The organism is Mesorhizobium alhagi CCNWXJ12-2, assembly GCF_000236565.1.
Lineage (GTDB): Bacteria > Pseudomonadota > Alphaproteobacteria > Rhizobiales > Rhizobiaceae > Allomesorhizobium > Allomesorhizobium alhagi.
The window spans coordinates 24196-47077 of sequence record NZ_AHAM01000096.1 but is presented as its reverse complement, the minus strand read 5'-3'; the positions used below and the strand labels follow the sequence as shown (position 1 = coordinate 47077).

Sequence of the window (22882 nt, the reverse complement as noted above, 5' to 3'; positions counted from 1 at the left end):
TACACGCCGCGCGGACCGGCGCGGGAACGACCCGGCTCCAAGATGAAGGCCGAGGCCGAGGAGGCGAGCGGGCCGCAGACGGTGGCCGCTGGTCAGCTGCGCGCCTTCATCGAGCGCATCGAGCGCGTTCAGGAGGACATCGACGCGCTCTCCGATGACCGCAAGGAAATCTACGCCGAGTGCAAGGCCATGGGATTCGAAACCAAGGCCGTCCGAACGTTGATCAAGCTGCGGAAGATGGACCAGGCGGAACGCCAGGAGGCCGAGGCGATCCTTGACCTTTACAAAGCTGCGCTGGGGATGGAATGAAATACCAGCTCCTCCCGCCGCTTTCCGCCGAAGAATATGCCTCGCTCGAGGCGTCGATCATCGCGCACGGCGTGCTCGTGCCGGTTGAATACGACGAGGACGGCGAGATCCTCGACGGTCATCACCGCGTTGCGATCTGCGAAAGCCTTGGCCTGGTCGACTGGCCGCGCTTCGTGCGCAAGGGGCTCAGCGAAACCGACAAGCGAAAGCTTGCCCGCGAACTCAACGTTTCGCGCCGGCATCTCACCACAGCGCAGAAGCAGGCGGTGATCGCCGACCAGTTGCGCGACACACCCTCGATCTCGTCGCGGGCGATCGCCGGCATGCTCGGCGTTCATCACTCGACTGTCGAGACGGTTCGCAAGCGCATGGTCGATGGTGGCGAAATTAGCCACCATGAAGAGGTCGAGGGCCGCGACGGCGTCAAGCAGCCGGCGCGCAAGACCATCAAGACCTCCTTCATGCCCGATGCCGACAATCGGCGCGAACTGATGAAGGTCGCCAAGGGCCTGCGCGCCGAGCAGCAGAAGCTGCGCCACACCGTGCGCATCGCCACGATGCAGCTGACGGCGGAGCGGGGCAAGGCAACGTCGCGGGTGTGGTGGAAGGACGGCGAGGCCGGTCCAACCTACCCGGTGATCTACGCCGACCCGCCACACAAGTTCCTTGTCCATTCCGAGGTTACCGGCCGGGAGAAGAGCGCCGAGAACCACTATCCGACGATGGACCTGCAGGCGATCCTCGATCTCGGCTGCCCGGCGGGCAAGGACGGGGTGCTGTTCCTTTGGGTGACCGATCTCGCCAACGGCCTGCGCATCATGGAGGCCTGGGGCTTCACGTTCAAATCCTTCTGGGGCTGGAAGAAGGTCTATCCAGGCGAGCAGCTTGGCACCGGCTACTGGAGTTTCGACAATCTCGAACTACTCTTGATCGGCACGCGCGGCGACGTGCCGGCGCCCCTGCCCGGAACGCAGCCGCAGAAATGCACCGAGCATCCCGTCGCCGCGCATTCCGCGAAACCCGACTGGTATGCCGAACAGATCGAGCGGCTCTATCCCGGCGTTCCAAAGCTTGAAATGTTCTGCCGCTCGCCCCGGCCGGGCTGGGACCATTGGGGGTTTGAAGCCGGAGAGGAATCCGAGCGGGGAGTGACGCGAGAGGACAAGCCGCAACTGAGCGGAGAATGCCCCGAAGCCCCACCTGTTGAAGAAGCCCCCGCCGTCGCGGTCGACAGCGCAGCGGAGTCACAGGGAACAGCGTCAGCCAGTTCGTCGGTCACGGCCGATGAACTGGCCGAATTCAAGGCGCTCGGCGCGATCGGCGCCGGCGTCACGGTCAAGGGGCCGCTGATCGACAGCCTGAACGAGCGTGGCCTGATCTGGGCCGGCAAGGAACTAACCGTCGGCGGCGCACAGCGCCTGGCTGAACTCGGGCGCATGGTCGAGGCCGCCAGCGACGGCGACGCCGTGAACTTAGCGCCAATTGCAGATGCCGCTGACGTTCCCACCAAGAAGCGCGGGCGCCCGAGCAAGGCGGTGCCGGCATGATGGCATCAATCGGAGACGTTACCTTCATCGCAGACAACAAGGTCCGCGCTTTCCGCACCGATAGGTGGTGCTTCGAGCCTGAGTTTCGTCGTCCTGTCATGGTCAAATGCGTCGCGATAAGAAATGACGCCAAAGACGAAAAGTTTCCAAACGCCCGCTTGCATTCCTTGCCTGATGTCTGCGGGCTTAGGCTCCTCAGGGCTAAACTTGAGAGTTTTTGTCTGTCCCGGCCCAATGTCGCCCAGGGCCTTTGTCGCAGTCGGTTGCGCTTCAAAATCAATCGTGGTTGGCGAGCCTGCAACAAAGTTGCCAGAAATATTGACGCTGTAAGCCGGCGTCTGACCTGTGTTCATGATCACCAGCTTCATTTCCATGTTGCCTGCAGCAAGCCCGGAAATGGTCGACGATCCCACGTACATGTAAGCCCGCAACTGGCGCTCGCTCGACCGCCGCATGTGACGAAGCGTCTGCCAGAGGACGATCAGCGTCAGCAACACGCCGAGGGAACCCAGAGCAACAAGCCATGCCTGAATGGTGCATTGGTCGCCGCGACATGCGGCGCTTCCGACAATTTCTACGGAATTCCAGAAATTTTCCCCCATCGCCGTCCGAATAGCACACTGCGTCCACAACTGGCGAGGGCGGCATGAACGCGCCCTCCCGTCCCGTCCTTCGCTGGCATGGTGGCAAGTGGCTGCTGGCGCCGTGGATCATCGGGCACTTTCCACCGCACCGGATCTATGTCGAGCCGTTCGGCGGCGCGGCCTCGGTGCTGCTGCGCAAGGCTAGCGCCTACGCCGAGGTCTACAACGATCTCGACGGCGACGTGGTCAATCTGTTCCGGGTGCTCCAGGACCCGACCGGGGGGGGGCAGGCTCATGCAGCTGCTTGAGCTTACGCCCTTCGCCCGTGCCGAGTTTGAGCTTGGCTGGGATCCGACCGACGATGCTGTAGAGCGCGCCCGCCGGCTGATCATCCGCGCCTTCATGGGATTTGGGTCGAACGCCCATTCCGACATGGGGCGCGGGCATCGCACTACAGGATTCCGCGCCAACTCTTCCAGGTCGGGCACCACGCCGGCGCATGACTGGGCCGGGTACCCCGAAACGCTCGAGGCGGTGGTGCGGCGCTTTCGCGGCGTGACGATCGAGAACCGCCCGGCGCTGGTGGTGATGGCCGCGCACGATCGCGCCGACACGCTTTTCTATGTCGATCCGCCCTATGTGCATGCGACCCGCAACCGCAAGAATCCCAACGACGCCAAGCACCAATATCGCCACGAAATGAGCGACGCCGACCATGTGGCGCTGCTCGATGCGCTGCGCGGCCTCGCCGGCATGGTGGTGCTCTCCGGTTACCCCCACCCGCTCTATGACGGCGCCCTGCCGGGCTGGACACGGTTCGAGCGGGAAGCGCTGGCCGATGGCGCGCGCCCTCGCACCGAAGTGCTGTGGCTCAATCCTGCCTGCGCGGCGGCGCTGGAGGTCCGCGCTGGCGGGCATGGCACGCCGCTGTTTGCCGAATGTGAAAGGGCGGTCGGATGATTGCTCACCCAACCGCCCTCGTTTCAGGCTGCGTCGCGAACGTCGACCACCACCTGCTTTCCGAGTGCAGCCAACGCCGCGGCCAGCAAAGCCGGGCGCGTGCCGTGGTCGGGGTCGAGGATCCTGCGCGCCTCGTTCTCGGCCTTGCCAAGACGGCGGGCAAGCTCGGTCTTGGAAATGCCGGCGGCGCGGAAGGCCTCGACGACGGCGAGCTTCATCGCCGTTTCCGGGTCGACCGCGACCGGCACCAGGTCGCCGCCCGATGCCACTGGCGCCGGCAGGCTTTCGCCGTCTACCAGAACGCCGCGCAGCGCCAGACCCAGCGCCTCTGCGGCGCTGGCCAGGGCGTCGGCACGGTCGTCGCCCTGGGTAATCGCCTCCGGAACATCCGGAAACGTCACAAGAAATCCGCCATCCGCTTCCGGCGCGAGATGGGCGGCATAGACATACTTCATTGCTCCTTTTCCTTTCTTTTTTTGGTGAAGCGCAGGGCTCATTGCTGGGGGTCAATCGACCCCCAGCTGTTGCCTGATGAGCTTCACATATCCCGGTCGCAGTTCGCCCGACTTGATGATGGTGCGCTTGCCGCCGAACCTGACGAGATAGTGAGAGCCCTTTCCGCTGTTCTTCTGCACTTCGAAAGACTTGCCTTGTTCTCTGGCCAGTTTCCGAAGCTCCCGGATGAGGGCTTCACGCTTCATTCCAAACCTCCTTTCTATGCATGGATATTCGCACACATGTGTGCGAACGGCAAGCTGAAAACGTACACATGTGTGCGAATATGTTGGCAGCGAGGTGCGGGATGAGCGCGCCCTTGCCAGACTTCTCGCCGGCCATGCTCGCCTTCTTCCTGCGCGCCCGCGCGGTGATGGCGCATGCGGACAGGCCTTCCCGCTGCGGCATGCAGGCGACCGTCAAGCGGGAAAGAAAGCGCTGGAAGCAGCTTTCCGGCCTGACGCATCTGCAGATCGAATGGGCGTGGATGGGCAGGCTGTGGGACGCTGAAGCGCGCGCCAGGCTGTGGGCCGTGCTTGGCCATTTCCCTTCCGATTTCGGCGTCGTGCTGACCGACCAGGGAGGGCAGGACGTTGGCTGATCCCTTCGCCCGCGCCCGCTTCGCCGCCGCTGTGGCGCGAAAGCTCGACGGCGTTTCGTATCGGCAAACAGCGGCTGCGTTCCCGACGCTCAACGTCGCCATGATCTCCCGCGCCGCGCGCGGCGAGAACCTCACCATCGGCAGCTTCCTGACGCTGTGCAGGGCCTTCCGGCTGAAGCCGATGAGCTTTCTCGATGACGGCGTGAAACGCCGCCGTGTGACGCGAAAAGCCGTTTTCAAACAGGCTGTTACAGCGTCGGTTCGACGTGAAACAAACGAGGCTGCCCCACGATGACTCACGCGACCGACAGCCTCGACCCGTATGTGAAGAAGATGCGCGAGGCCGAGACCGACGCCGGGCGCGCGCTGGTGCTTCTGGAGGCGCCGGTGTTCACGCTCATGCGCTGGCGCGATGTGTTCGATGAGAGTTGCCGCCGTGCCCAGTTCGAGGAAGGCCGGACCTATCTCGACGAGTTGCGCGCGGCGATGGCGCGGCCACGCCACCGGGGAATCATCGGCGGCTCGATGCCGCTTGCCGGTGCGACCACGACGCTGCTCGGCGTCATCGAGCGGGCAGGGCGCACCGGCATGCTCACCGGAGAGGATGTATCATGAGCGCGGCGCGGAAAAGGGCCGAGCCGATGCATGTCGCGCTGCCCGGCGCGCTGTCCGAAGAAATCAGGCAGGCGGCCAAGCGGCGCGGCGATGCGCCGACATCGCTTGCCGCCGCGATCCTGTTTCGCGTGTTCGGCGAGCGCAAGGTGGAAGACCTGCTGCGCCAGACGGCGGCGGAGCAGATCGCACCCGGCCAGGCGCGCGATGCGAGCGGCCTGACCAAGCTGCAGCGCGGCGTCGTCTACATGATTGGCCTGCACGCCGAGGCGGACGGGTTCTGCCGGCTCTCGCCGGACAATCTCAGCTACCTGCTTTCGATGTCGTCGGGGTCGGTCCTGCACGGCGTCATCGCCTCGCTGGAGCGCAAGGGCGTGGTCGAGCGCGGTTGCCGCCTTTCCGGCCGCGCCACGCCGTGGGGGCTGACTGCCGCCGGCAAGGCAATCTTCAGAACACTGGCCGGCACGGAAGCCGAAGGGGGCGAAGCTTGAACTCTGCAGTGTTTCCGCTCGACAACCGAATGACCATCGTTCTGTTCGCCGGCCTCGGCGGCGGTTGTGACGGTCTGGAGCTGGCAGGCTTTCCGGTTCATGTCGCGATCAATCACGATCCGGTCGCCGTTGCCGTCCACAAGATGCGGCATCGCCACACGCGCCATCTCCAGTGTGACGTGTTCGAAGCCGATCCGCGCGAGGTTTGCGGCTCTCGCGGCGTGCGCGTGCTGCATGCATCGCCCGACTGCACGCATTTTTCCGTGGCCAAGGGCGGCAAACCGGTGTCGAAGCGGCGCCGGTCGCTGGCGTGGGTTGTCTGCCGCTGGGCTGGCACCGTGCGGCCGGAAACCATCACGCTCGAAAACGTCTCGGAAATCCAGACATGGGGCGGCTTGATCGCCAAGCGCGACCCGGCGACGGGCCGGGTGTTGAAGCTAGATGGCACGATCGCGGCCAACGGCGAGCGCGTGCCGGTCGACGAGCAATGGCTTGTGCCCGATCCGAAGAAGCGCGGGCGCATCTGGCGCGCCTGGCTGAAACACATGCACGGCCTCGGCTATTCGTTCGAAGGCCGCGTGATCGTCTGCTCCGATCATGGGATTCCAACGATCCGGAAGCGCTATTTCGGCGTCGCCAAGGCCGACGGTTCGCCGATCGTATGGCCGGAGCGAACGCATGCGCCGCGCAAGGTTTTCAGAAAGCTAGGCCTGAAGCCATGGGTCGGGGTGCATACCTGCATCGACTGGTCGCGGCCAGTGAAGTCGATCTTCGGGCGACCGAAGGACCTGGCCATGGCGACGCTGCGGCGCACGGCGCGCGGTGTCATGCGTTATGTCGTGACGGCATCAAAGCCGTTCATCGTGCCGATCACGCATTCCGGCGGGTATGACCGCGTCCATTCGATCGACGATCCGCTCCGCACGCTGACGACGGCACACCGCGGCGAGATGAGCGTGGTGGTTCCGCATCTCGGCGTCATGCGCAATTCCGCCAAGCCGACCTATGCCGCGGACGAGCCGTCGCACGCCTTCACGGCAGGTGGGGCTGGGCATGCGCTGGTGGCAACGACGCTGATCCGGACGGACCAGCATAGCGGCGCGGCGCGCAACGGCGTCCACGACATAGAAGAGCCGGTCAATACGATGCACACCTCGTCATCCATGGCAGTGGTGGCGGCCGGGCTTTCGCCATTCACCATGGGCGTCGGCGGACGGGCGGCGCAATCCGAGCCGCGCGGCATGGACGAACCGGCAGGGTCGCAGACGACAAAGGAAGACCGCGTGCTCTGCGCGGTTTCCATGGTGCAGAGCGGATACGGCGAGCGCGTGGGCCAGGCACCGCGCGTGCTGGATGTCGAAGAGCCAGCCGGCACTCAGGTTGCCGGCGGCAGCAAGGCGGCGATCGTCGCGGCGTTCCTGGCGCAGCACAATAATGACAGCCGGCGGATAGGCGGCGTGAATCCTGGCAGGCCTGCGGACGAGCCGATGTCGACAAGCACCGCCACGGGCTCGCAGCAAGCCGTAGTCGCCGCCTCGATGCTGGCGCTGCGCGGCACGAATGCTGCAGGCCGCGATATAGCCGAGCCGGCGGCGACCGTAATGGCCGGCGGCAATCATGCCGGTCTGATCCTGGCATTCCTCCAGAAGTATTACGGCAGTGGCGGGCAGGACCAGGCGGCAGATGAGCCGCTCGGCGCATTGACCGCCAAGGCTCGGCACGGGCTGGTCACCGTCAAGGTGCGCGGTCTGGACTATGTCATCACCGATATCGGCATGCGCATGCTGGAGCCGGAGGAGGGTGCGGCGGCGCACGGCTTCAAGCCGGGTGCGCTGCCTGACGAGATCGAAATCGACGGCAAGCGCCGGCGGCTTACCAAGACCGAAAAATATCACCTCGTGGGCAATTCCGTGCCGCCCGAGATGGTGCGGCTGCTGGCCTCGCTCAACGTGCGCCCGGCGCTGGCGCTGGAGGCGGCGGAATGAGCATTAAGCAATTCATCGGCGGCCGAACAATCTATGGCGCCGACGGCGAGCATTGGACGCCATACCTTACCCAATTCCGTATCGGACGCCTTCACCTTCACATCTTCCACCGCGGTGACGCCGATCCGGATGCTCATGACCATCCGTGGGATTTCTGGACGTTCCCGCTCGTCTCCTACGTGGAAGAAGTCTGGGATGCCGAACGACGGGAGAAGTCATACCGCCGCGTCGAACGTTTCCGCCTTCATGCCCGCAACGCGGAATTCACGCACCGCGTAATTGGCCGGGCGGCGAAGGTTGTTTCGCCGGCTGACAGTGAACTTCTCGGCGAATGGGCGACGGAGCCGGGCAAGATCATCACGATCGTGTGGAAGGGCCCAGATCGCCGCAAATGGGGTTTCTGGAAAGATCGCGGCTCTTGGTGCTGGACGCCGTGGCGCACTTACGCCTTCGGCGGCGGCAAGCACACCGGTTGTGAAAATGAGGGGGAGGCTGCGGAGTGACGGATGGCGCTCGCCTCGCCCGGATCCGGGACCAGCTCGCCGGCATCGCGCCGGCTGAGTGGACGCGCGTGCACGATTCCGAAGGCTGCTTTGTCGAGGCGAGGACAAAGACCGGCATGCTGCTGCCGATCGCGCGCTTCGATCCGGGCGCCAGCGAGGACGAGATCGCCTTCATCTGCGACGCGGCCGGCTCGGTGCAGTTTCTGCTGGCGCTTATCGACAGGGCCATTGCCAAGACGAAGGCGCTGCAGCCTGAGTGGCAGGGTCAGCCGCCGGCCGGGCCGGTGGCCGACATGCGGAAAAACTATGCGGCCGAAGCGACGATGAAGTGCTCGGAGTGGCGATTCCTCGAATTCCTGGCGGCGCGGCACGGGCTCCAAGAACCGCTGACGACGGCACGCGGCATCCAGAAGCTGCGCTCGGTACTCGGCATCAACAGCCGCAAGGAACTCAACATGGACGATCAGGCGGCGGCGCGCTGGAAGGCGATGCGCGGCGATTTCGAGAACTGGAAGAGGACGGGGAATTGAGCTTGCAGCCGACACTTTTCGAAGGTTCGAAGCGGCTCGTCTATGACGACGCCGTCGAACTCACGCTGCAATCCATGCAGGCCTACGGCCCCGCTCATGACCATTGGGGCATCGCATGGTCCGGCGGCAAGGACAGCAGCGCCACACTGACGCTGATCGTCCATCTGATCGATACCGGCCGCCTTGCGGCACCGAAGAGCCTAACCGTCTTTTACGCCGACACTCGGCAGGAACTGCCGCCGCTCGCTATCGCGGCAAGCCGGATCATGGAGCAGCTCGTCGCGCGCGGAATCCGCTGCGAGGTCGTCCGCGCGCCGATGGACAAGCGGTTCCTCGTCTACATCCTCGGGCGTGGCGTGCCGCCGCCGAACAACAACACGCTGCGCTGGTGTACTCGGCAGATCAAGATCGATCCGATGGCCGAAGCGCTCGAAACGCGGCTCGGCGAACTGGACGGCAAGATCCTGATGATCACCGGCGTCCGCCAGGGCGAAAGCGCAATCCGCGACGACCGCATCGCCATGTCGTGCGGGAAGGACGGCGCGGAGTGCGGGCAGGGTTGGTATCAGGAGGTGCTGCCGAACGCTAAGGGCATCCGGGGCCGGATCGCGACGCTGGCGCCGCTGCTCCATTGGCGGGTCTGCAACGTTTGGGACTGGCTGCGCATCTACGCACCGATGCCCGAATATGGCGGCTGGGCGACGGCGGCGATCGCGGACGCATACGGCGGCGACGAAGCGACCGAGATCAACGCTCGCACCGGCTGCGCTGGCTGTCCTCTGGCCAGCAAGGACCTCGCGCTCGATACGATCGTCGCGTCGCCGGCGTGGTCACATCTCGCGCCGCTGAAGGGGCTGAAGCCGCTCTATCGGGAATTGCGCGAGCCACGCCACCGCATCCGCAAGGCAGGCCTCGATCGGCTGAAGGATGGATCGGTCGCCGCGAATCCGCAGCGCATGGGCCCGCTGACATTCGCGGCGCGGCTGATGGGGCTCGATCGCGTGTTGGCGATTCAGGCGGAATGCAACGCCGTGGCGCAGCGCCTTGGCCGTCCTTTGCTGGATATCCTCAACCATGAAGAGGAAGCCCGCATCCGCGACCTGATCGCGGCCGAGACCTGGCCGAACGGATGGGACGGCGACGAGCCGGCGGCCGACACTCCCATGGACAGCTATTTCTCGGACGGCTCCGTGCAGCCGCTTCTGGTGTAGAGATGAGCGCGTTCCTCCTCGGCACCGGCTTTCGCGCCGACATGGGCACCTGCATCCGCAAGCTGGTGCTGCTGAAGCTGATCGACGCCTGCGAGGACGACGGCACGCGCATCTTCCCGGCCATCGCCACGGTGGCGCGCGCGGCGCAATGCTCCGACCGCCAGGTGCAGCGCGAGATCAAGGCATTCCTCGACATCGGGCTGCTGTCGCTGGTGCGCGCCGGCGGGCAGGGCCGGCGCTCGACCAACGAATACGCGCTCGACCTCGACGTGCTTTCGGCGATCAGCAAGGCCGGCTGGGACGCCTATGCGGCCGAGCGTGGCCTCAATCCTAAGGGTGACACCCAGTCACCCTTAGACGAGGACGCCAAGGGTGACAAAACCGGCCCTAATAGGGTGACACCGGAGACGCCTAAGGGTGACAATGGGAGTCCACCAACCCCTCCAGACCCCTCCCTTGATCCCTCCATTGAGAGAGAGCGCGAGCGCGAGGATGGGGAAGAAAATCCGAAACGTGTCGAGGCTCGCGGCTGGGCCCTGCTGAAGGACTGGCCTGGCTTCGCCGGCATGCCCAAGGAACCGGCCATGAAGGTCTGGCGGACCATGTCGGCCGAGGACCGCGACAAGGCTGAACGCCGCTTTCCCGCTTGGCTGGCGCTGCTCAAGGCCCAGAAGAAATCCCACGTTCCGGCGCCCTCGACCTATTTCGGGCAAAACCTGTTCGACGAGGTTGCCGATCCGCAAGAGCCGGAAAAGCCGCTGTTCGTCGATGCCGCGCCGTTCGGGCCGATGTGGCAGGGGGGGCGACTGAAGCAGCTGATGCAGCCGCCGGTGCAGCTTCCCCCGCCTCCATCGGGCTTCCTGCGGCAGATGCTGGAGCGGCAGGACGAGACGGGCGAGGCGGCGAGGCGGGAGCGTCAGGCAAAGCTCGGATGGCCGCGCGTCAACGTGATGCACGATCGGGCGGCAAGCCGGCAGGGCGTCACGGTGGCGACGGCGCTGGAGCCGCTTGCAGCGATGATGGAAGCCGTGCCGGTCACCTCCGACACATTCGAGGCGTGGCGGTTGGAGCACGAACTGCGCGGCTGGCCTTGGCTTCCGGATCCGGGGCGTCAGCCCGTGGTGTATTTCCCGGTAGGCGGACCGGGTGCGTTGAGTGCGTTCGAACAGGCGGTGAAGCAGGGCAACGAGGGAAACACCGATGATGGCGGTCAACGGCAAGCGGCTGAGTGAGAGCGAACGCGTCTGGCTCGACCGCAAGGGCGATCCGATCAATATCGATCGCGCCTGGCAGAAGAGCGATCAGCGAATCGCACTGACGCGGAGGGAGCAGGCGATGCTCGCCGCGGCGGGCATGGATGGGCCTGAGGCGCGTTGGTATGTGCTTCGCGTCGAGAATGGCTGCGACAAAGCTGTGGATAAGGCGCTCGACGATGCCAATGTTGAGCGCTGGATGGCCTCCCGCCGCGTCATTCCTCCGAAGCATCGGGGCCGCAACGGCAAGCGTCCGGAGCCCTTCGATGCTCCCGCGCTGCCCGGCTATCTGTTCGTGAAAGTGGTATCATGCCCAGCTTCCTGGGCAGGGCTCAAGACCTTGGAGGGCGTGGTCGACGTGATCGGCGGAGCGGACAATCCGAAGCCGGTGAAAGAGCAGGAAATCGTTAAGCTGCAAGCCTTTATCGAGAAAGACCCGAAGGCGATCGAGGTGCTGACCAACGCTCTCAAGGCGGGCGACAAGGTATCGATCGACGATGGCCCGTTCAGGTCGTTCGAGGCGATCGTGGTGCTACTGGGTGAGGGCGAGCGGCTCAAGGTTGAAGCCTCCCTGTTCGGGCGTGCCGTGGCTATCGACCTCGAACTTGCGCAAGTCACCAAACTGGATTAGCGAATCTCACCTAGGACGAGCCGAAAGAGATTCGCACGCTCACATTGAGTGGCAGCGCCATCGGCCCCAGGTGAGGCGGACAGCCTCACCGCAATGGAAGCGATTCCTCCCCCTTAAAAAGCGAACAATGGCCAAGCTCCGGATGATGCGGCCGTCCATCAAGACGATGGACACGCGGACCGTGAAGGTCGCGCCTAAGACAGCCGAACCGTTCTACCTGTCGCCTGAGTGGCGAAAGCTGATGGCTGAGGTCATCGCGGAACGGGGCAGGCGGTGCGAGGAATGCAGTCGGACCAACACGCGCATCTTCGGTGACCACATCGTCGAGGTGAAGGATGGCGGCGCGCTGCTCGACAAGCGCAACGTCAAATGCCTTTGCGGCTCATGTCACACGAAGAAGACGGCGGCGGCGCGAGCGAAGAGGATGGCGGAGAGGTACTGATGGGTGAGCAGATGGATCGGGCCAAGCAGCTGATCGATGGCCTTACCGACGAAGGTGCAACCATCATCGTGGCCAGGAGTGACATCGGCCGCTGGTTGAAACAGGGCATCTTCGAACGTCGAGGCAAGCTTGTTGCTGACTGCTGCAGGACGATCACGGTCCAGCACAGATCCGATGTCATCAAGCTCAGTGGGCTCGGTGGCCACGTCGTCATCGACGACAGCTTCACGAACGGCAACATCAGGCCTGAGGTGAAAGCCCTCGTCGAGCGAGAGGTCGCAGTCATCCGAGCGAAGCAGCCCGCCTGACCCCCAAGGGGGTGGGGGGTCGGATCTCTGGGGCCTTTGGGGCCCCTAACCGCATTGGGGGCATTCAGAGGTTTTTTTTCGATGGACGCGAATTTTGACCTGCTTGGCGACCCGATCCCGGAAGGATGGGGAAAGCGCGGCCGGCCGCAGCACATTCCCACCGAGCAAAACCGCAACAAAGTCATGATGTTGCTGGCGTTCGGCTGGAACAACGAGCGGATCGCCAAGGCGCTTTCGATCACGCCGCCGACTTTGCGGAAGAATTATTTTCGGGAGCTCAAGTTTCGCGACGAGGCGCGCGACCGGGTCGAGGGCAACCTCGCCTCCATGTTGTGGGAATTCGCCAAGGCTGGCAACGTCGCCGCGGCGAAGGAATTCCGCAAGCTGATGGAGCGGAACGATCTGATGGGCCAGCACCTGGCCGCGCACCATGTCGGTGCCGAGAAGGCGAAGAAGGAGCAGAAGCTCGGCAAGAAGGAACGGGCGCAGCTCGAGGCGCAGACGCCGAACACCGACACGCCGCTGGGAGAACTGATGGCGCAGCGGGCGGCGGCGGCGGACAAACTGAACTGACATGTGGGATCTGAGTTGCGTCGATTGGGAAGAGCGGATTCGCTCGGGGCGATCGCTCATCCCTGACCTGCCGCTGTTCCAGCGCGAGGCCGATCTGGCCGTCAGGTTCTTCGATGCGCTGCGCCTGCCGGACGTGCCTGGCATGCCGCTGCTTCGCGACGCCGCCGGCCCATGGTTCCGCGACATCGTGCGCACCGTGTTCGGTTCCCGCGATCCGGACACCAACGAGCGACTGATCCGCGAAGTGATGGCGCTGGTACCGAAGGGCCAGTCGAAGACCACCTATTCCGGCGGGCTGATGATCACCGCCATGCTGATGAACCTCCGGCCGCGCGCCGAGATGCTGTTCGTCGGACCGACGCAGGCTATCTCCGACCGCGCCTACAACCAGGCGATCGGCATGATCGAAGCCGATCCTGAACTGCTAAAGCGCTTTGACCCGGTCCCCCACCTGAAAGAGATACGGGATCTGCTCAACCAGTCGAGCATGAAGGTGAAGACCTTCGACCTCAACATTCTGACCGGAGCGATGCCGGTCGTCGTTTTGCTCGACGAACTCCACCTGCTCGGCCGCAACCCGCATGCGGCCAAGGTGATCCGGCAGATTCGGGGCGGACTGGAGAAGAACTCGGAAGGGTTCTTCCTGATCATCACGACGCAGAGCGACGAGCCGCCGGCTGGCGCCTTCCGCGACGAGCTAATCACCGCCCGCAAGATCCGCGACGGGAAGTTCAAGGGGCAGATCGTCCGGTCGATGCTGCCGGTCCTCTACGAATTCCCGGCCGATATCGCGCGCGACCAGGCCAAGTGGCAGGATCCTGCGCTCTGGCCAATGGTAATGCCGAACCTCGGCCGTTCGATGCGCTTGGACAGCCTGGTCAGGGACTGGGAAACGGAGCGGACCAAGGGCGAAAAAGACATCCGGATTTGGGCCAGCCAGCATCTCAACATCGAGATCGGAATTGGCCTGAAGTCAGATGGATGGCCTGGCGCCGAGTTCTGGGAGCGTAGTGAGGACCCGGCGATCACGCTCGAATTCATCCTCGAGCACTGCGACGTCGTTGTGGTCGGTATCGACGGCGGCGGCCTTGACGATCTGTTCGGTTTGAATGTCACCGGCCGTCATGGCGAAACGCGGGAATGGTTGTCCTGGTCGCATGCATGGTGCCACGAAGGCGTGCTGGAGCGCCGCCAGACCATCGCGTCTCGCTTGCGTGATTTCGCGGAAGCGGGCGAACTCACCATAGTCGATGACGAACTCAAAGACATCTCCGAGATCATCGAGATCGTACAGATGATCGATGATACCGGCATCCTTGCCGCGGTGGCAGTGGACCCGGCCGGCCTCGGCGAGTTCATCGAAGCGCTGGCCGAGATCGGCATTACCCAGGAAGACGGCCGTGTCATTGGTGCGCCGCAGGGCTACGCGATGATGAACGCGATCAAGACGGCCGAACGGAAGCTGGCCAATGGGACGCTGAAGCATTCCGCATCGAAGCTGATGGCCTGGTCCGTGTCGAACCTCAAGATCGAGCCGACCGCAACCGCGATCCGGGCGACGAAACAGAATGCCGGCGATGCGAAGATCGATCCGGTCATGGCGCTTTTCGACGCGGTCACCGTGATGGTCAAGAACCCTGAAGCGGCCGGCTCCGCCGAAATATTCGTACTCTGAAAGGCGGCCGATGGGTTGGTTCTCACGACTATTTGGCCGCGACAACGAGGCCAAGGCTGTCGACCTCTCGCCCGAACTCTGGGCCGCGATCAACGGCGGCTGGGGGATTCCGACGAAGTCTGGGGCACAGGTCTCGATCTCGACGTCGTTGCAGGTGACGCCTTTCTATCGCGGCATCCTGGTGATTGCCGAAGGCATCGCGCAGTTGCCCGTAGAGCTGCACAGGTCGACGGATCGCGGTACGGAACCGGCGACCGATCATCCGGCCTACGATGTCCTGCTCAACCGCGCCAACAACCTGCAGGATGCTTTTCAGTTCTGGCGCACCACCTTGATGCATGCCGCTGGCGCCGGCAACGGCATCTCCTACAAGGTCGTGGTCAATGGCCAGCTGCGGGAGATGATCCCGATCAGGCCGGAATGCGCGTCGATCAATCTGCCGGATCGCTTCAACCGGGTTACCTACGACCTCACTTTTGAGGGTGGCGACTTCGCAACGGTCGGGGCCGACCAGGTTTTCCACATCGCTGGCCCGTCGTGGTCGCCATACAAAGGGCTAGACCCGTCGGTTGTAGGCCGGGAGGCGATCGGTCTCGCGCGCACCACCGAGGAGACCCATGCGCGGCTGCACGCCAACGGCGCCCGCCCGAGCGGGGTTCTGGAGACAGATCAGAAGCTCACCAAGGCGCAGATTGATATCCTGCGTGAGCAGTGGCAGCAGAGCTTCAGCGGCGTTTCGCAAACCGGGAATACCCCAGTCACGGCGGGCGGTTTGAAATGGAAGCAGGTCGCCCAGTCCGGCGTCGACGCCGAGCATCTGGGCACCCGAAAACATCAGATCGAGGAGATCGCGCGCCTTCTAGGCGTCTTCCCGATCATGCTCGGCCATGCCGGCGACCAATCGCCGACCTTTGCCAGCGCCGATGCTTTCCTCGAGGCGCATGTCCGCTACAGCCTACAGCCATGGATCAAGGCTGTTCGCTCGGCTGTGGAGACCCAGATCCTGACCAAAGAGGAGAGGGAAGCCGGCTACCACTGCCGCGTCGACAGCTCGGAGCTGCTTCGCGGTTCTCTCAAGGACCGCACCGAGTACTACAAGGCGGCGCTGGGCACCAATTCATCGCCGGGCTGGCTGAAGCCCAACGAAATCCGTGAGGATGACGGCTGGAATCCGGACGATGATCCGAAGATGGACGAGGTTTGGCAGCCAGCCACGATGGCGCCGGCCGGCCAGCAACCAGGGGAGCCTTCGGCCGCCGGCGCGGAGGCGAAATCCAGTACGCCCCGTACGCTTTACGTCAGCCGGCGCCTGCTGAACGCCGCTGCTGTTCTGAAATGGGCTCGCGCTCAGGGCTTCGGGAAGACGCTTGCCGCCGACGATCTGCATGTGACGATCGCTTACAGTCGGGCACGTCTCGACTGGATGACGATCGGCGAGGCCTGGACCTTCGGGGACAGCAAGGGAAATCTGATTGTTCCGGCGGGAGGACCTCGTGTCGTCGAGGCCGTCGGAAGGGAGGGCACAGTTGCCCTCAAATTCGCGTCGTCTGAGCTGTCCTGGCGACACATGTCGATCCGGGAAGCCGGCGCTTCGTGGGATTGGCCGGAATATCAGCCTCACGTCACCATCAGTTACGACGCTGGGGACGTCGATCTGGACAAGGTTGAGCCGTACCGCGGCGAGCTGCGGTTCGGACCGGAGATTTTTGCCGAGGTAGATGAAAACTGGAAGCCGCGCCGACAAGCGGGCAACGCGGAGTAGAGGAAAATGGATTTCGGCTGCATCGGGACACCCTTCGAGGTGAAATTCGCCGACGAAGGCGCGCCGGCGGGCTCATTCGAGGGCTACGGGGCGGTGTTCGGGAACATCGACAGCCACGGCGACCTCATCGAGCCGGGCGCGTTCGCGAAATCGCTGCTGGAGCGCAAGCGCGACAAAGGCAATTTCCCACCGATGTACAAGATGCACGGCATCATGACGGGGAACCGCCATGAGCCGATCGGCGTCTGGGAAGATATGTCGGAGGATACGAACGGGCTGCATGTGAAGGGCAGGCTGATCGGCTTGGACACCGAGCAAGGGAAATGGACCCACGCCCAGCTCAAGGAAGGCGCCCTGAAGGGTCTTTCCATCGGCTACCGGGTTGCGCCTTACGGAGCCCGCAAGGGCAGCGGCAAGGCCGGAGAGCCGGCCCGCTTCATCAAGGCCGCCGTGCTGCGCGAGGTCTCCCTCGTCGACGATCCGTCGAACGCCCTGGCCCGGGTCTACAGCATGAAGGCTGCGGCGGCCGAGGAATCGTTCTCCGATGAGATCAAGACAATTCGTGAATTCGAGGACTTCCTACGGGATGTAGGCGGTTACTCGCACAGCGCCGCCAAAGCGATCGCCGCTGGCGGCTTCAAAGCTAAGCCGGACCCTCGGGATGAGGACGGGATAGGCGATCACATCCGGGCACGCCTCGGCGAGCTCGCAACCCTCATCCAGAAATAGGAGTCCATTATGGATCCGACTGAAATCAAAGCCGCGGTCGACGCCGCGGTTACCCCGGTCATGACCGCCTTCGAGGCTTTCAAGGAAACCAATGACGCTCGGCTAAAGGAAGTCGAGAAGAAGGGCGTCGCTGACCCGGTCACGACCGACAAGCTCGCCAAGATCGAAACCACGCTCTCGCAGTACGAGAGCCTGAACCAGAAGCTGACGGTTGCCGCCGATCAGGCGAAGGCCGCTAAGGAGGCATCCGATCGCATCGAGGTCATGCTGGCCCGCCTGCCTGACAATGCACGCGGTCGCGGCAACGAGGTCGAGACCAAGGCTCGCCACGGCGCCTGGGGCCTTGCGGTTATCCGTGCCCACGCGCTTGGGGTGCTGAATCTCAATGCGGACGAACAGAAGATCTTGGCTGACGTAGCCAACGAGGCGAAGGCGCTGAATGTCGGTACCGATACGGCCGGCGGCTATCTTGCCCCGACCGAGTACGTCCGCGACATCATCAAGGGCGTCACCGAGCTCAGCCCGGCGCGCGCCCTGGCACGCATCCGCAACACTGCCGGGAAATCCATCCAGCAGCCGAAGCGGACCGGCCAGTTCGCGGCCCGCCGTGTCCACGAGAACGGCGCGAAGACCGAAACGACCGGTCTTGCCTACGGCCTCGAGGAGATCGTGGCGCCGGAGATGTACGCCCTGATCGACATCTCCAACCAGATGCTCGAGGATTCGGCCTTCGACATGGAAGCCGAGATCCGCGAGGAGGCGTCGGAGCAGTTCGCCGTCAAGGAAGGGGCGGAGTTCGTCTCCGGTACCGGCGTCGGCGAGATGGAGGGTATCCTGACCAACGCCGGCGTTGGCGAGAACCACTCCGGATCGGCGGCCACGATCGCGGATGCCGATGGCCAGGCCAACGGTCTCCTCACGCTCAAGCATGCGCTGAAGACCGCGTATGCCAAGAACGCGTCGTGGATCATGAACCGCACCACGATCGGTTCGGTTCGCAAACTGAAGGATGCGGACAAAAACTACATCTGGATGCCGGGAATCGCACAGGGCCGCCCGAACACGATCGACGGCGATCCCTATGTCGAGTTCCCCGACATGCCGAATGAAGGCGCCGGCCTCTACCCGATCGCCTATGGCGACTTCAAGCGGGCCTACACCATGGTTGATCGCATCGCCATGGAGATGCTGCGGGATCCTTACACCCAGGCGACCAGCGGCAACATCCGCTTCATCTTCCGCCGTCGCAACGGTGGCAAGGTGGTTCTCGCCGAGGCGATCCGCAAGCTGGAATGCGCCACGCTCTAATGGCCTGAAGCCCGGGCCGGTTTCGGCTGGCCCGGGCCTGCATCCTCACCCTTCCCCTGAACTCCGAAATGGAGAATTCAAATGGACGACCTTTACAGCGGTCTCAACGCGCAGCGCGTCATCTCGCCCGTCGCGGTTGGCACCACCGGTACCGGCAAGACCGGCAAGATAATCGATCGCAAGGGCTATATCGGCCCGGTGCTCTTCTCGGTCGGTTACGGTGCGATCACTTCCTCGACGGCCGTGTTCACGGTCACCGTCAAGGAAGGCGACGCCACTGGCGCCCTGACTTCCGTTGCCGACGCCGATCTGATCGGCACTGAAGCCGGAGCCGGCATCGCCGCCGGCGCCCGCGCTTCCGGCACCACCATGAACGTGACCAAGAAAGTCGCTTACAAGGGCGGCAAGCGTTACGTTCAGTGCAGCGTGAAATCGACAGCCACGGCCGGCACGCCCGTGCATGTCGACGCGATCCAGCAGGCCGCCAGCAAGCCAGCCGACTGATCCATAGCGCGCCGGTTCCGGCCGGCGCGTTTCCCTTTCCTGTCCGACAACAGGCTTCCCCACATGAACATGCACATCACGGCCGGCGCCGACGCGCTGGACAATGGCGAGCGCCAGGTCGCGGAAACGCTGGAAGGCATCCGGCGGGACCACGTCGCCAGATACCAATTCGCGGCCGGCGTCATCGGCGGCAGGAAACGCGTCGTCGATCTCGCCTGCGGCATCGGTTACGGCGCCGCTCTCCTCGCCGAAGCCGGCAATGATGTCCTCGGAATGGACCGCAGCGAGGCTGCTGTTGCCTTCGGTCGGATACATCACGCTGCGATCACTGCCCGGCTCCAGGTCGGCGATGTCATGGATGTGGCCGGCTACGAAGATGATTCATTTGATGCCGCGGTCTGCTTTGAGACAATCGAGCACCTCGCCGATCCGCTCCCGATGTTGAGGGCGCTCCATGCAGTCGCGCCGTATCTGATCGCGAGCGTACCCAACGAGACGGTGTTTCCGCACCGCGGCAGGATCCTTCACCATCACCGCCACTACACCCGGGCTGAATTCGCCGCGCTACTGGAAAGCGCCGGCTGGCGGGTCACCGGCTGGTACGGCCAGAGAGGACCGACCTCGGAAGTCGAGCGTGACATCGAGGGTCGGACGGTTGTGGTTACAGCGCAACGCGCCGACATTGATGGCCGGCCGAGCGTTGAGCCTCTCCCGGACCCAACTGTTCGCGCAGTCCCTGCCCATGTCGTTATCTTGGGGCTTGGACCGTCTCTGGAGACGTTCGTCGACCTCACTAAACGGCTCGGCGGCCGTCACGCACTCTGCGACGAGGTCTGGGGCATCAATGCCGTCGGCGGCGTTCTCCAATGCGACCGCGTTTTCCACATGGATGACGTCCGGGTCCAGGAGGTCCGCGCCGCCGCGAGACCAGAAAGTAACATCGCCAAGATGCTTGAGTGGATGCGCCGGCACCCTGGCCCGATCTATACCAGCCGGCCTCATCCCGATTATCCGGGGCTGGAAGCTTTCCCGCTGGAAGATGTCATCAACTCCTGCGGCATCGCCTATTTCAATTCGACGGCCGCCTATGCGGTGGCATACGCGGTGCACATCGGCGTCCGCCAGATCAGCCTTTTCGGCTGCGACTTCAGCTACCGCAACAGCCACGACGCCGAGAAGGGCAGGGGATGTGTCGAATTCCACCTCGGCATAGCGAAAGCTCGGGGAATCGAAATCGGATTCCCGGAGACGACTTCGCTGATGGATGCCAACGCTCCGATCACTGAGCGCATCTACGGTTACGACACCGTCGATCTCAGTTTCGATGGCGGCGGCGAGGATCCCGTTCGCGTCACCATGGCCGTGCACGACCGGCTGCCATCCGCCGAGGAGATCGAAGGCCGGTACGACCATTCCCGTCATCCCAACCGGCTCGTGGAGGGCCAATCGAAAGGAACTACCGATGTCTGACATGCTGAAAGTGAAGGTACTGCGCACCGTTCGTGTCGCCGATGGTACCGCCTACGGGCGCGAGATCGTCAAGGGCACCGATGACGAGGTTCCGGCCGGGCTGTTCGACGGGCTGAAAGCCGAGAAGTATGTCGAGGCCCTGAAGGCGGGGAAGAAGACCGAGGTTCTTCGCGATGATGGACCCACCATCGCCGAGTACGTCGCCGCTGGCTATCCGGCGTCGAAATATCCGCCGGAAGGCTATGCCTCGCGGAGCACGCCTGAGGAAATCGAAGCGGCCGTGACTGCTGAAGACGCCGCAAAGGCCCTGGAGGCGATGCGCGCCGATCTCACCAAGATGACGAACGCGCAACTGCATGAGCTCGCCGACGCCGAGAAGATCGCGGTGGAAACCGACGACAACAAGGCCACCATGGTCGACAAGATCATGGCTGCCCGCACCGCACCGGCTGCTGCATAAACGAGGCCTCCGGTGCGCTCCATCCTCACTGTCACGACGCCGGCGGCCGATCGCAACTTGCTTTCGGTCGCCGAGCTGCGCGCCGCAGTCGGTGTCTCGGACAGCAGCCGCGACGCCGAGCTGGCGATTGTTGGCGCCAGGGTGGCCGCGACGATCGCGCGCATCTGCAGGGTTGCTACGGCAGGAGCGACACCGGCGACGCTGCGCGAGGAGGTTTTGAGCGAAACCTTCCGCCTCGACCGGTCTGCCGATTGCCTCATCCTTTCGAGGCTTCCGGTTTCATCTGTGGCATCAGTGACGGAAGACGGCACAGCGGTCGATGCCGCCGATTATGAGGTCGACGCCTCACCGGGGATGCTTCTCCGGCTTTCCGGTGACGATCCGGCATGCTGGCGATGCGGCAAGATCGTCGTTGCCTACACCGCGGGCTGGGCGACGGTTCCCGATGATCTCAAGGATGCCGCTGCGCGCATGGTGCGCATCTTCTCGGCCGACGCGACACAGGAGCCGGGGCTGAAGCGCGAAAACATCCCGGGACTCATCGAGAAGGAATGGTGGGTTGCGCCCGCTGATGATCCTCTCGCTCCCGCCGACGTCATCGAACTTCTCGGCCCCTACATCCAGCACTGGATCTGATCCATGGAACGTCCCGGCATATACGATCTCGGCACTGCCACCATCACGGCGGCGGTGACCGATTCCGTCATCACGGATGGTGTCTCCGCGGCCGGCGTCGCCCAGGAACTGATCGACCGCCTGGAAGGCATGGCATCGGCCACGCTGTATTGCGAGTTCGTCTATGGCTCGGGCGGCACGACCTGCGCCGTCATCGTCCAGACGAGCATCAACCAGGGCGGCGACTGGATCGACGTCTGCCGGTTCGACTTCACGACAGCGAACGCCTCGAAAACCTCCAATCTGTCAGCTGAAGCCGCCGCGGCGGTTGCCGCGGTTGCCGCCCTGTCGGTCGAAGGCAAGGTCGACGGCGTGCTCGGCGACCGGCTGCGGGCCAAGGTGACCAGCACAGGCACCTATGCCGGCAACACGTCGGTATCGGTCCGCGCGGCGGTGCGGTGATGGGCTACCAGCCGCGCACCCGTATAGCCTCGTGTCCCCGCTGCGGACGTGATCCTGATGCACGCTTCAAACGGCTGTTCAGCAGCGAAGTCCGGCTAGAATGCGAATGCGGCGTGGCTGGCCAGTGGCGCCGATACAGCGGTCGTAGCGATCCCTGGCATGACGCCGCACCTGGCTGGGTAATCGTTTTTCAGGCGCCCGACATCGGGCCTCCGCCGAGCCCGCGCAAATGACGCCGGACTCCATCAAGGCCAGCTATCGCCGAGCCCTCGGCGCGTTCGAAGAGATCGTCATCCGTCGGTACACCGGGGCTGGGGCCAACCGGCCCTATTTCGATGCGCCCGTGCTGGCCCGGGTCACCGGGTATGAGCCGAAAGAGCTTGTCGGGACCATACAGCAGGGCGACCGCAAGCTTATCGTGCTGGCCGATGATCTCATCGCCGCACAAGTGCCTCTCGACCTCAAGAAGGGCGACAAGGCCGTTGTCCGGGGCAAGGAGCTCAACATCGAGGCTGCCGACGACAGCACCAGGCGGGTTGCGGGTGTGCTGATCGCCTATGAACTGCAGGTGAGGGGCTGATGCGCATTTCAGCGAGCGACAGAGACCCAGGCTACAGGCCCGAAAGCCGCTTCGCCGTCATTTACCTCGACGGTGAGCCGGTCGACCACGTCATCACTGCCGACGAAGAGCAGCGGGCCGTCATTGTCCATCCTTATGAGAACGGCCGGCCTGTAATTCAGGGTGAAGGCGATGAGGCGCGCTTCGCAATGCGGGTGCTCGTTGGGGATGTGAAAATCAAGTTTAGGCACGACGCTCCGAGTTGGGTTCGCCTGGAGCATGCCAACCGTATCGAGGCCGCCT

General features: G+C 64.0%; 31 protein-coding genes. 27 read left to right on the top strand and 4 right to left on the bottom strand.

Annotated elements, in window-relative coordinates:
- The first annotated feature begins 42 nt into the window (after positions 1-42).
- On the top strand, positions 43-309 hold the full coding sequence (locus tag MAXJ12_RS12230; protein WP_040586010.1) for a DUF2312 domain-containing protein: 267 nt from the start codon (positions 43-45) through the stop codon (positions 307-309).
- Complete coding sequence (locus MAXJ12_RS12225) at positions 306-1856, top strand: MT-A70 family methyltransferase (RefSeq protein WP_008836177.1); 1551 nt, start codon at positions 306-308, stop codon at positions 1854-1856. Before MAXJ12_RS12230 ends, MAXJ12_RS12225 begins: the two co-directional genes overlap by 4 nt.
- 5 nt (positions 1857-1861) lie before the next feature.
- Here MAXJ12_RS12225 and MAXJ12_RS12220 read toward each other — a convergent pair whose 3' ends face one another.
- Complete coding sequence (locus MAXJ12_RS12220) at positions 1862-2458, bottom strand: COG1361 family protein (protein ID WP_008836176.1); 597 nt, start codon at positions 2456-2458, stop codon at positions 1862-1864.
- A gap of 44 nt (positions 2459-2502) precedes the next feature.
- Between MAXJ12_RS12220 and MAXJ12_RS39845 the strand changes: the two genes are divergently transcribed.
- Together MAXJ12_RS39845 and MAXJ12_RS12215 are read left to right on the top strand one after the other, a co-directional pair.
- Complete coding sequence (locus MAXJ12_RS39845; protein WP_341872532.1) at positions 2503-2748, top strand: DNA adenine methylase; 246 nt, start codon at positions 2503-2505, stop codon at positions 2746-2748.
- The gene (locus MAXJ12_RS12215; protein ID WP_341872531.1) at positions 2735-3400 is read left to right on the top strand and encodes a DNA adenine methylase; all 666 of its coding nucleotides are present in this window, start codon (positions 2735-2737) and stop codon (positions 3398-3400) included. Before MAXJ12_RS39845 ends, MAXJ12_RS12215 begins: the two co-directional genes overlap by 14 nt.
- 23 nt (positions 3401-3423) lie before the next feature.
- Here the strand turns inward: MAXJ12_RS12215 and MAXJ12_RS12210 are convergent, their stop codons facing one another.
- Both MAXJ12_RS12210 and MAXJ12_RS12205 read right to left on the bottom strand, forming a co-directional pair.
- Positions 3424-3855, bottom strand: coding sequence for a type II toxin-antitoxin system HicB family antitoxin (locus MAXJ12_RS12210; RefSeq protein WP_008836175.1), 432 nt, complete (start codon positions 3853-3855; stop codon positions 3424-3426).
- Positions 3856-3906: 51 nt separating this feature from the next.
- A complete protein-coding gene (locus MAXJ12_RS12205) occupies positions 3907-4101 on the bottom strand; it encodes a hypothetical protein (protein WP_008836174.1) in 195 nt (64 codons plus the stop codon).
- 101 nt (positions 4102-4202) lie between these two features.
- Here MAXJ12_RS12205 and MAXJ12_RS12200 point away from each other — a divergent pair, with 101 nt between their 5' ends.
- From MAXJ12_RS12200 to MAXJ12_RS12090, 23 genes are all read left to right on the top strand, one after another.
- Positions 4203-4496 carry a hypothetical protein gene (locus MAXJ12_RS12200; RefSeq protein ID WP_008836173.1) on the top strand — a complete coding sequence of 98 codons (294 nt, stop codon included), beginning with the start codon at positions 4203-4205 and terminating at the stop codon, positions 4494-4496.
- Positions 4489-4791, top strand: a complete 303-nt coding sequence (locus tag MAXJ12_RS12195; RefSeq protein ID WP_008836172.1) for a hypothetical protein — start codon at positions 4489-4491, stop codon at positions 4789-4791. The genes MAXJ12_RS12200 and MAXJ12_RS12195 overlap by 8 nt, the downstream gene beginning before the upstream one ends.
- Positions 4788-5111: a hypothetical protein gene (locus tag MAXJ12_RS12190; protein WP_008836171.1), complete on the top strand. Its 324-nt coding sequence runs from the start codon at positions 4788-4790 to the stop codon at positions 5109-5111. The genes MAXJ12_RS12195 and MAXJ12_RS12190 overlap by 4 nt, the downstream gene beginning before the upstream one ends.
- The gene (locus MAXJ12_RS12185; RefSeq protein WP_008836170.1) at positions 5108-5599 is read left to right on the top strand and encodes a hypothetical protein; all 492 of its coding nucleotides are present in this window, start codon (positions 5108-5110) and stop codon (positions 5597-5599) included. The genes MAXJ12_RS12190 and MAXJ12_RS12185 overlap by 4 nt, the downstream gene beginning before the upstream one ends.
- Before the next feature lie 29 nt (positions 5600-5628).
- Entirely contained in the window at positions 5629-7584 is a 1956-nt protein-coding gene (locus MAXJ12_RS12180) for a DNA cytosine methyltransferase (RefSeq protein ID WP_085983932.1), read from the top strand.
- Positions 7581-8087 carry a hypothetical protein gene (locus tag MAXJ12_RS12175; RefSeq protein WP_008836168.1) on the top strand — a complete coding sequence of 169 codons (507 nt, stop codon included), beginning with the start codon at positions 7581-7583 and terminating at the stop codon, positions 8085-8087. Before MAXJ12_RS12180 ends, MAXJ12_RS12175 begins: the two co-directional genes overlap by 4 nt.
- Positions 8084-8617: a hypothetical protein gene (locus MAXJ12_RS12170; protein ID WP_008836167.1), complete on the top strand. Its 534-nt coding sequence runs from the start codon at positions 8084-8086 to the stop codon at positions 8615-8617. Before MAXJ12_RS12175 ends, MAXJ12_RS12170 begins: the two co-directional genes overlap by 4 nt.
- 2 nt (positions 8618-8619) lie before the next feature.
- A complete protein-coding gene (locus MAXJ12_RS12165) occupies positions 8620-9828 on the top strand; it encodes a phosphoadenosine phosphosulfate reductase domain-containing protein (protein ID WP_244421486.1) in 1209 nt (402 codons plus the stop codon).
- Between the two features lie 2 nt (positions 9829-9830).
- A complete protein-coding gene (locus tag MAXJ12_RS34380; protein WP_008836165.1) occupies positions 9831-11060 on the top strand; it encodes a helix-turn-helix domain-containing protein in 1230 nt (409 codons plus the stop codon).
- Positions 11029-11712 (top strand): transcription termination/antitermination protein NusG, encoded by a 684-nt coding sequence (nusG, locus tag MAXJ12_RS12155; RefSeq protein WP_244421485.1) that lies wholly within the window; start codon positions 11029-11031, stop codon positions 11710-11712. Before MAXJ12_RS34380 ends, nusG begins: the two co-directional genes overlap by 32 nt.
- Before the next feature lie 127 nt (positions 11713-11839).
- Complete coding sequence (locus MAXJ12_RS12150; RefSeq protein ID WP_008836163.1) at positions 11840-12154, top strand: HNH endonuclease signature motif containing protein; 315 nt, start codon at positions 11840-11842, stop codon at positions 12152-12154.
- Positions 12154-12462 (top strand): hypothetical protein, encoded by a 309-nt coding sequence (locus MAXJ12_RS12145; RefSeq protein WP_008836162.1) that lies wholly within the window; start codon positions 12154-12156, stop codon positions 12460-12462. Before MAXJ12_RS12150 ends, MAXJ12_RS12145 begins: the two co-directional genes overlap by 1 nt.
- 81 nt (positions 12463-12543) lie before the next feature.
- Positions 12544-13035: a hypothetical protein gene (locus MAXJ12_RS12140; RefSeq protein WP_008836161.1), complete on the top strand. Its 492-nt coding sequence runs from the start codon at positions 12544-12546 to the stop codon at positions 13033-13035.
- A 1-nt stretch (position 13036) separates the two neighbouring features.
- On the top strand, positions 13037-14710 hold the full coding sequence (locus MAXJ12_RS12135) for a terminase large subunit (protein ID WP_008836160.1): 1674 nt from the start codon (positions 13037-13039) through the stop codon (positions 14708-14710).
- Between the two features lie 10 nt (positions 14711-14720).
- Positions 14721-16472 carry a phage portal protein gene (locus MAXJ12_RS12130; protein ID WP_008836159.1) on the top strand — a complete coding sequence of 584 codons (1752 nt, stop codon included), beginning with the start codon at positions 14721-14723 and terminating at the stop codon, positions 16470-16472.
- A 6-nt stretch (positions 16473-16478) separates the two neighbouring features.
- Positions 16479-17201: an HK97 family phage prohead protease gene (locus MAXJ12_RS12125; protein ID WP_008836158.1), complete on the top strand. Its 723-nt coding sequence runs from the start codon at positions 16479-16481 to the stop codon at positions 17199-17201.
- 9 nt (positions 17202-17210) lie between these two features.
- Complete coding sequence (locus MAXJ12_RS12120; RefSeq protein ID WP_008836157.1) at positions 17211-18509, top strand: phage major capsid protein; 1299 nt, start codon at positions 17211-17213, stop codon at positions 18507-18509.
- A gap of 81 nt (positions 18510-18590) precedes the next feature.
- The gene (locus MAXJ12_RS34375) at positions 18591-19013 is read left to right on the top strand and encodes a hypothetical protein (RefSeq protein ID WP_008836156.1); all 423 of its coding nucleotides are present in this window, start codon (positions 18591-18593) and stop codon (positions 19011-19013) included.
- A 63-nt stretch (positions 19014-19076) separates the two neighbouring features.
- Positions 19077-20483 (top strand): class I SAM-dependent methyltransferase, encoded by a 1407-nt coding sequence (locus MAXJ12_RS12110; protein ID WP_008836155.1) that lies wholly within the window; start codon positions 19077-19079, stop codon positions 20481-20483.
- Positions 20476-20943: a hypothetical protein gene (locus tag MAXJ12_RS34370; RefSeq protein WP_008836154.1), complete on the top strand. Its 468-nt coding sequence runs from the start codon at positions 20476-20478 to the stop codon at positions 20941-20943. Before MAXJ12_RS12110 ends, MAXJ12_RS34370 begins: the two co-directional genes overlap by 8 nt.
- Positions 20944-20955: 12 nt before the next feature.
- Entirely contained in the window at positions 20956-21579 is a 624-nt protein-coding gene (locus tag MAXJ12_RS12100) for a hypothetical protein (RefSeq protein ID WP_008836153.1), read from the top strand.
- Between the two features lie 3 nt (positions 21580-21582).
- Entirely contained in the window at positions 21583-22020 is a 438-nt protein-coding gene (locus tag MAXJ12_RS12095; protein ID WP_008836152.1) for a hypothetical protein, read from the top strand.
- 229 nt (positions 22021-22249) lie between these two features.
- A complete protein-coding gene (locus MAXJ12_RS12090; RefSeq protein WP_008836151.1) occupies positions 22250-22600 on the top strand; it encodes a hypothetical protein in 351 nt (116 codons plus the stop codon).
- A gap of 8 nt (positions 22601-22608) precedes the next feature.
- On the opposite strand, the gene MAXJ12_RS36705 is transcribed toward MAXJ12_RS12090, so the two are convergent.
- A complete protein-coding gene (locus MAXJ12_RS36705; RefSeq protein ID WP_139043872.1) occupies positions 22609-22830 on the bottom strand; it encodes a hypothetical protein in 222 nt (73 codons plus the stop codon).
- Positions 22831-22882: the final 52 nt, after the last annotated feature.